The organism is Marinobacter segnicrescens (assembly GCF_900111555.1).
GTDB lineage: Bacteria > Pseudomonadota > Gammaproteobacteria > Pseudomonadales > Oleiphilaceae > Marinobacter > Marinobacter segnicrescens.
Genome location: NZ_FOHZ01000003.1, coordinates 274,812 through 281,596, shown reverse-complemented (window position 1 = coordinate 281,596; position 6,785 = coordinate 274,812). Strand labels below are relative to the sequence as shown.

At 58.4% G+C, this 6,785-nt stretch carries 6 protein-coding genes, 1 tRNA gene and 1 pseudogene; 6 read left to right on the top strand and 2 right to left on the bottom strand.

The window, feature by feature from the left end; genetic code table 11:
• Nucleotides 1-226 (bottom strand): annotated as a pseudogene (locus BM036_RS05595) (IS21-like element ISSpu15 family transposase); the annotation flags it as partial.
• Between the two features lie 162 nt (nucleotides 227-388).
• Between BM036_RS05595 and BM036_RS19805 the strand changes: the two are divergent.
• Nucleotides 389-1,030 (top strand): hypothetical protein, encoded by a 642-nt coding sequence (locus BM036_RS19805; protein ID WP_143066565.1) that lies wholly within the window; start codon nucleotides 389-391, stop codon nucleotides 1,028-1,030.
• A gap of 231 nt (nucleotides 1,031-1,261) precedes the next feature.
• Here the strand turns inward: BM036_RS19805 and BM036_RS05580 are convergent.
• Nucleotides 1,262-1,348: transfer RNA gene (locus BM036_RS05580), tRNA-Leu, on the bottom strand.
• Between the two features lie 405 nt (nucleotides 1,349-1,753).
• Here BM036_RS05580 and rnr point away from each other — a divergent pair.
• The 5 genes from rnr to BM036_RS05555 all read left to right on the top strand — a co-directional run bounded on the left by rnr (nucleotide 1,754) and on the right by BM036_RS05555 (nucleotide 6,782).
• The gene (gene rnr / locus BM036_RS05575; protein ID WP_091849324.1) at nucleotides 1,754-4,264 is read left to right on the top strand and encodes a ribonuclease R; all 2,511 of its coding nucleotides are present in this window, start codon (nucleotides 1,754-1,756) and stop codon (nucleotides 4,262-4,264) included.
• An 18-nt stretch (nucleotides 4,265-4,282) separates the two neighbouring features.
• The gene (gene rlmB / locus BM036_RS05570; RefSeq protein WP_091849322.1) at nucleotides 4,283-5,026 is read left to right on the top strand and encodes a 23S rRNA (guanosine(2251)-2'-O)-methyltransferase RlmB; all 744 of its coding nucleotides are present in this window, start codon (nucleotides 4,283-4,285) and stop codon (nucleotides 5,024-5,026) included.
• A 196-nt stretch (nucleotides 5,027-5,222) separates the two neighbouring features.
• Nucleotides 5,223-5,633 carry a 30S ribosomal protein S6 gene (gene rpsF / locus BM036_RS05565; protein WP_091849321.1) on the top strand — a complete coding sequence of 137 codons (411 nt, stop codon included), beginning with the start codon at nucleotides 5,223-5,225 and terminating at the stop codon, nucleotides 5,631-5,633.
• Between the two features lie 30 nt (nucleotides 5,634-5,663).
• Entirely contained in the window at nucleotides 5,664-5,894 is a 231-nt protein-coding gene (gene rpsR, locus BM036_RS05560) for a 30S ribosomal protein S18 (RefSeq protein WP_007154918.1), read from the top strand.
• A gap of 21 nt (nucleotides 5,895-5,915) precedes the next feature.
• On the top strand, nucleotides 5,916-6,782 hold the full coding sequence (locus tag BM036_RS05555; protein WP_091849320.1) for a YybS family protein: 867 nt from the start codon (nucleotides 5,916-5,918) through the stop codon (nucleotides 6,780-6,782).
• The last annotated feature ends 3 nt before the right edge of the window (nucleotides 6,783-6,785 follow it).

The following is a 6,785-nucleotide window of genomic DNA, read 5'->3' as shown; positions in this document are numbered from 1 at the left end:
ATGACTCCAGCAGCGGTAACACGATGCTATCCCAGACTTCTGCCAACGGGTCTTTACGAGTACGCCAGTTGCGCTCTCGCTTCTGGGGCTGGTGCAATTGCTGGTCTATGCGACGGGCGGACCGCTCTGAGATACCGGCCTTGGCCGCGGCGACGGTCTGTGTCTGGCTTTTGCGGTGGTGCATGAATAACCTGACCTGTTGATCTGTAATGTGTTTGCCCGACACAGCGACTCCTCCGTTCTGCTGTGTCGGACCCTATCAGATCAACCGGCCAACATAGTTGTCGCTGGACCGGCCAAGTTAATTGTCGCGCTATAACTGGTTTTGCTGTTTTCCGATGAGGGCGTACCACGTTTAGCTCGTTACCTGAAAATTGATCGACATTGCATGGAGCGCTGGTTAAGCGGAGAGACCAAGCCGGCTATATCCAGCGTGGAGAAAGTCTTTGGGCATTTTGGACTGCCATGGACTGATATTCTTGTAGGTAGAATCGGAGTAATCGAGGCACAAAAACGAAGTAAGCATCGGCGACTCCGTCCCAACCGAAAGAACATTAAGACCTGCCCGCGAGGCGAGCTTCGAGTCGTTGACGGGGAGGTTCTCGGTAAAGAAGAGCCGTCGCTTAAACAGCTCAGGCGAGCGCATTCGATTGAACAAATCAATCGTTATCTGGATGCCATTCTGAACGGAGAAATGATCCCACATTCAAGATCGAAGATAGCGTCCTCTCTCGGCGTCTCCGTCGGTTACCTTGAGTCCCTATTCGGCATGAAGGTTCGGCGTGTCTCAGATCTCTACAAAGATTATCGGGACGGGCTCAGCCTGACGCGCTCCGAGCAGTTGAGAGAGGCAATTCAAGCGGCTGTTCTTGCAACCATTGAAGAAGGGGAAGCGCCATCTTGGAAAAATGTCACTAGCCATCTTCCGGAAGATCTACAGAAACGTCATTCAATGGCAGAAATGTCGAGGATTCGCGTAGAGGTTCTTGCATCGTTGTGGGGTGAGGCGAATGACGCGATGGCGTCCTGAAGCAATTTACTTCCTCAATTTGCGCGAATTGAGTGGGAAATCTGGAAGCATAACGTTTCCATGACTGGGCGCTTTCCCGTAAAGCGCTGACTAATAATTGGTTTCAGTTTCAGGCCAAGGACGCTTAGGCTTTGGCAGGAGCAACCAGATAGGCCGACAGAAGGATATAGTTTCCGGATCGGAATGCTTATGAGTAAAACGACAGTTCTTGCCATTTCCCAGGGAAGGAAATGGTGCCGAGGAGAGGACTTGAACCTCCACGGGGTTGCCCCCACTAGCACCTGAAGCTAGCGTGTCTACCAATTTCACCACCTCGGCAGGTGACTACAACTTCTGGCTATCTTACTGAATTCTGTTTCGAATTCAAGCCTTTGGTTGCTGGCTGCGGCGTGTCGCCTCAACCGATGGCGCGTACTTTAATGATTCGTTCTGGGGCTGTCAAACATTTTTTGGGCCGGATTCATGAAATTTTTTTACCACGCGTAGGCATGATCCCTTAAGTGCGATTTCTGGCCTTTGTTAGGTGGGGATGGGTGCTGGGCGTTATACTCCCGATACATTCATGCCAGCCCGGCGCGCTGATTCGCCGTCTGGTCCGGGTAATTCGACAGGGTTCTGGTCCGCGACGGGCTCAGAACCCTGTCGAATTAACCGGACGTCAGACGGGTGCGGTCGGGGCTGGTTGCCGGCGTATGCCGGTCCAAACCAGATAAGAGAGACACGATGGTTTCAAGAAAAGAACCGCGTGATCCCCACGCGGATCGCGAAGCACAGAAGTACGACAACCCCATACAGAGTCGGGAGTTCATCCTCGACCACCTGCGCCAGCGGGGAGCCCCTGCAACCCACGAGACCCTCTGCGAGGAGCTTGGCCAGACCAGCGAGGAGGGTATTGAGGCCCTGCGTCGCCGCCTGATCGCCATGTGCCGTGATGGTCAGCTGATCTGTAACCGCAAGGGCCGTTACCTGCCTATTGATGAAGCAGACCTTGTGACCGGTCGTGTATCCGGTCACAAGGATGGCTTTGGCTTCCTGATGCCGGATGACGGCGGCTCGGACCTGTTTCTGAGTGCGCGCCAGATGCGTCAGGTATTCCATGGCGACCGGGTAGCGGCCCGGGTGGACAGCGTCGATGACCGTGGTCGTCGTGAAGGCAAGATTGTCGAGGTACTGGAACATCGCACGACCCAGACGGTGGGCAGGCTGTTCCGGGAAAGCGGCATCTCCTTCGTGGTGCCAGAGAACCCGCGCATCAATAATGAGATCATGATTGCCGAGGAAGATTGCGGCAAGGCCCGTCACGGCCAGTACGTGGTGGTGGACATCCTGCGTCAGCCCACCCAGCGCACCAAGCCTACCGGCCGGGTGGTGGAAGTACTCGGCGAGCATATGGCGCCGGGTATGGAAATTGACGTGGCTATACGCTCCTACGATATTCCCCATGCCTGGCCACCGGAAGTTGGTCGCCAAACGGCTGCCATACCGGAAGAAGTAAAGCAGGAAGACAAGCAGAACCGGGTGGATATCCGGCACCTGCCGCTGGTGACGATTGACGGTGAAGACGCCCGGGATTTTGACGATGCACTCTATTGTGAGCCGCGCCCGCGGGGCGGCTACCGCTTGCTGGTGGCCATTGCGGACGTGTCTCATTACGTGAGGCCGGGTTCGCCCCTCGACGAGGAGGCCATCAACCGGGGGAACTCGGTGTACTTCCCGGACCATGTGGTGCCCATGCTGCCGGAGAAGCTCTCCAACGGGCTCTGCTCTCTGAACCCGGGGGTTGATCGTCTCTGCATGGTGGCAGACGTGACCGTCAGCGCTTCGGGCCGTATCAGCGGCTACAGGTTCTACCAGGCGGTGATGCACAGCCACGCGCGCCTGACCTACACCAAGGTCAGTCAGATGCTGGAGCACCCGGATACGGAAACCGGCATCAGTCTGTGCCAGCTCTATTCCGATATCCTGCCCCAGTTGCACGACCTGTATGGCCTTTACAAGGTGCTTCGGGAAGCTCGCACCGAGCGTGGCGCGATCGACTTTGAAACCACCGAAACCCGGGTAATCTTCGACGCCCATCGCAAGATCGAGGAAATCGTCCCGGTGCAGCGCAACGATGCCCACAAGATCGTTGAGGAGTGCATGCTCTGTGCCAACGTGGCGACGGCTCGCTTCCTGAAGAAATACCGGGTGCCGGCCCTGTACCGGGTACACGATGGCCCTTCCGAGGAGCGATTGCAGGCCGTACGGCTGTTCCTGGGTGAATTGGGTCTGCAGCTTGGTGGTGGCGACAAGCCTTCATCGTCCGACTACCAGGAGCTGCTCAGCAGTATCCAGGACCGGCCTGATGCCCATGTGATCCAGATGGTGATGTTGCGGTCCCTGAGCCAGGCAGTGTACAGCCCCGATGAGAGTGGCCACTTCGGGCTGGGTTACACCAGCTATACCCACTTTACCTCACCCATTCGCCGGTACCCGGATCTGATCGTGCACCGGGCCATCAAGTCTATCGTGCATCGCGAGGAGCCGGCCAAGGACGTGGAACACCCGCCGAAGCGTGATTCGGAGCTGGCGGAGTATCCCTACGACCAGGCCAGAATGGTCCAGTTGGGCGAGCACTGCTCCATGACCGAGCGCCGGGCAGATGATGCCACCCGGGATGTGATGGCCTGGCTCAAGTGCGAGTTCCTCCGCGAGCATGTGGGTGAGACCTACGATGGTGTTATCGCGGCGGTGGTGCCTTTCGGCTTCTTTGTCGAGCTGGACGGCATCTACATAGAGGGCCTGGTGCATATCTCCACCCTTGGTGGGGACTACTATCACCACGATGCCGCCAAGCACCGCCTGGTGGGCGAGCGCACGGCGACCAGCTTCCATCTTGGGGATGAGGTGCGCGTACAGGTCGTGCGGGTGGACCTGGACGACCGCAAGATTGACCTGGAGCTGGTCAGCGAGCCAAGCCGCCGTTCCGGTGCCCGCAAGTCATCAGGGAAGGGGGCTCCGGGGGCGCCGAAGGGCAAGTCTGCGGAGCAGCAGTCCCGGGAAGGCAAGGGCGGTAAGGGCAGCAAGGGCCGCTCCCGTTCACGTAAGCCTTCCGCGAAGGACCAGTTGTCAGCCGAAGCGGCCAGGGAGGCTTCCAGTAAATCCTCTGGCAAGCAGGGGGATCGCAAGCCGGCCTCTGGCAAGGGCTCAGGCCGCAGGAGCAGTGGTCGCAAGAAAACCGGCGCCAGCCGCTAAACGGAAAGGGACAAAGCAGTGTCGGAAGAATTCGTATTTGGCTGGCATGCCGTTGACGCGGTTCTGAAGAAAGAGCCGGAGCGATTGCAGCAGGTCTGGATCCAGCAGGGCCGGCAGGATCGCCGGGTCAGGCAGATTACCGAAGGGCTCGATCAGCTTGGCGTTCAGTGGCAGGTAGTGCATCGTAAGGAACTCGATGCCCGTGTATCCGGCGCCCATCAGGGCGTTGTGGCCCAGGTCAGCGAGAGCCGGGAGTGGACCGAGGACGACCTGTACCGGATGCTGGCCGGCCGGTCCGAGCCGCCACTGCTGCTGGTGCTGGACGGTGTGACCGACCCCCATAACCTTGGCGCCTGCATGCGCACCGCTGATGCGGCCGGTGTTGCAGCCGTTATTGTACCGAAAGACAAGTCGGCCACGCTGAACCCGACTGCCCGAAAGGTGGCTTGTGGCGCTGCCGAGACGGTACCTTTCGTTCGGGTCACTAACCTGGCTCGCTGCCTGCGCACGCTGCAGGAGCAGGGCGTCTGGCTGATCGGTACTGCCGGTGAGGCAGAGGCGACCCTGTACCAGGCGGACTTCAAGGGTCCGGTCGGGCTGGTGATGGGAGCGGAAGGCAAGGGTATGCGGCGATTGACCCGTGAGCATTGTGATCACCTGATCCAGATTCCCATGCATGGGTTGGTGGACAGCCTCAATGTCTCGGTCGCGACGGGAGTCTGTCTCTACGAGGCCGTGCGCCAGCGTCAAAGCGCCGGATAGCTTGCAACGAATCCTCCATGGGCATAAAATGCGTCACCCCTTTTTGAAGGGGCGGGGTTTTATTGTCTGAAAACCGGAGTATCTTCCGGATTTTCATGGCAATTCCCGGAAAGCGGCAGCTTCCATGCTGCCAACTCCTTGCTTCCTGCAGAGCGGATACACCTGCTGGAGGCTGTTCAAACCGTAGGGAGAAAACATGCGTCACTACGAAATCGTATTCATGGTGCATCCCGATCAGAGCGAGCAGGTGCCCGCCATGATCGAGCGTTACACCGGCCTCATCACTGATGATGGCGGCAAGATTCACCGTCTTGAGGATTGGGGGCGTCGTCACCTGGCTTACCCGATCAACAAGATCCACAAGGCTCACTACGTCCTGATGAACGTTGAATGTTCACAGGCCGCACTGGACGAGCTGGCTCACAACTTCCGTTTCAACGATGCGATCATCCGTGACCTGGTGATCCGTCGTGATGGTCCGGACACTGACATGTCTCCGATGAAGGCAGCTGAGTCCCGGGAAGATCGTCGTTCCGACGACCGTCCGCGTCGCAACACTGAGAGCAGTGAGCGCCGTCAGGAAAAGTCCCAGGACGAAGAAGAGTAATCACCCCATCCGGAGTTGAGGAGTTTATCAATGGCTCGTTTTTTCAGACGTCGTAAGTTCTGCCGCTTCACGGCAGAAGGTGTCAAAGAGATCGATTACAAGGATCTGGACACCCTGAAAGGTTACATCACAGAAACCGGCAAGATCGTGCCCAGCCGTATCACCGGCACCAAGGCCCGTTATCAGCGTCAGCTGGCGACCGCCATCAAGCGTGCTCGTTACCTGGCCCTGCTGCCGTACTCGGACAGCCACGACAACTAAGATCGTACAGGACCCGGGACCATGCGTGCACTGGCACAGTATGTAATGCGCGGTCCCCTGCAAGCGGGCGGCGTCGCCGCCCTTGCAACCGCCATACCCTATCTGTCATGGATCGGCGCAGCGGTTGTTGGCCTGGTCATACTACGGCTTGGAGTGGCCCAGGGGCTCAATATTGCCCTCTGGGCACTGCTGCCAGCACTTGGCTGGGCCTGGATAGGTAACGAGCCGACGGTAATTTCGGTGCTGTTACTGGTATTCCTGATGACGGCGGTACTTCGCAGTACCGTGTCCTGGGAAAAGAGCCTGCTCGCAGGCTCCGGCCTCGGGCTGGTCATCGGCCTGGCGTTGCCGGTGTTGTTTTCCGGCATGCTGCAGGAAGTGACCGAAGCGTTCATGAGTCTCTATCAATGGGCGTATCCGGACATGTCGCAGCAGCTGGGGAGCGACCTTGAGAAAGCCATGCGCAGCATGGTGGAAGGCCTGATGCCAGGTACATACCTGGGTATGGCCGTCGCCGTGGCGATGCTGTCCAGGTACTGGCAGGCGGTGCTGTACAACCCGGGCGGATTTCGGCGTGAGTTCCACGCTTTCCGCTTGTCCCGCGGCGTATCAGCCCTGTGTGTGCTGTTGCTGCTGGTGGCCCCGGTAATCGGAATCAATCCGTTACTGCTGGGTTGGGTGGCAGGGCTGCCGTTGCTGGTGGCTGGCATCGCGCTGGTACACGGCGTGGTCGGTCGCAAGAACGCCAGTAACCTTTGGCTCGTGGTATTCTACGCCTTGCTTGTGGTTCAGGGTTTTACGATCAGTTTGTTGTTGATGCTGTTGGCAATTGTGGATAGCTGGCTGGATATCCGGGGCCGTATAAAGCCCTCCGGTCCGGCTGAATAAAGC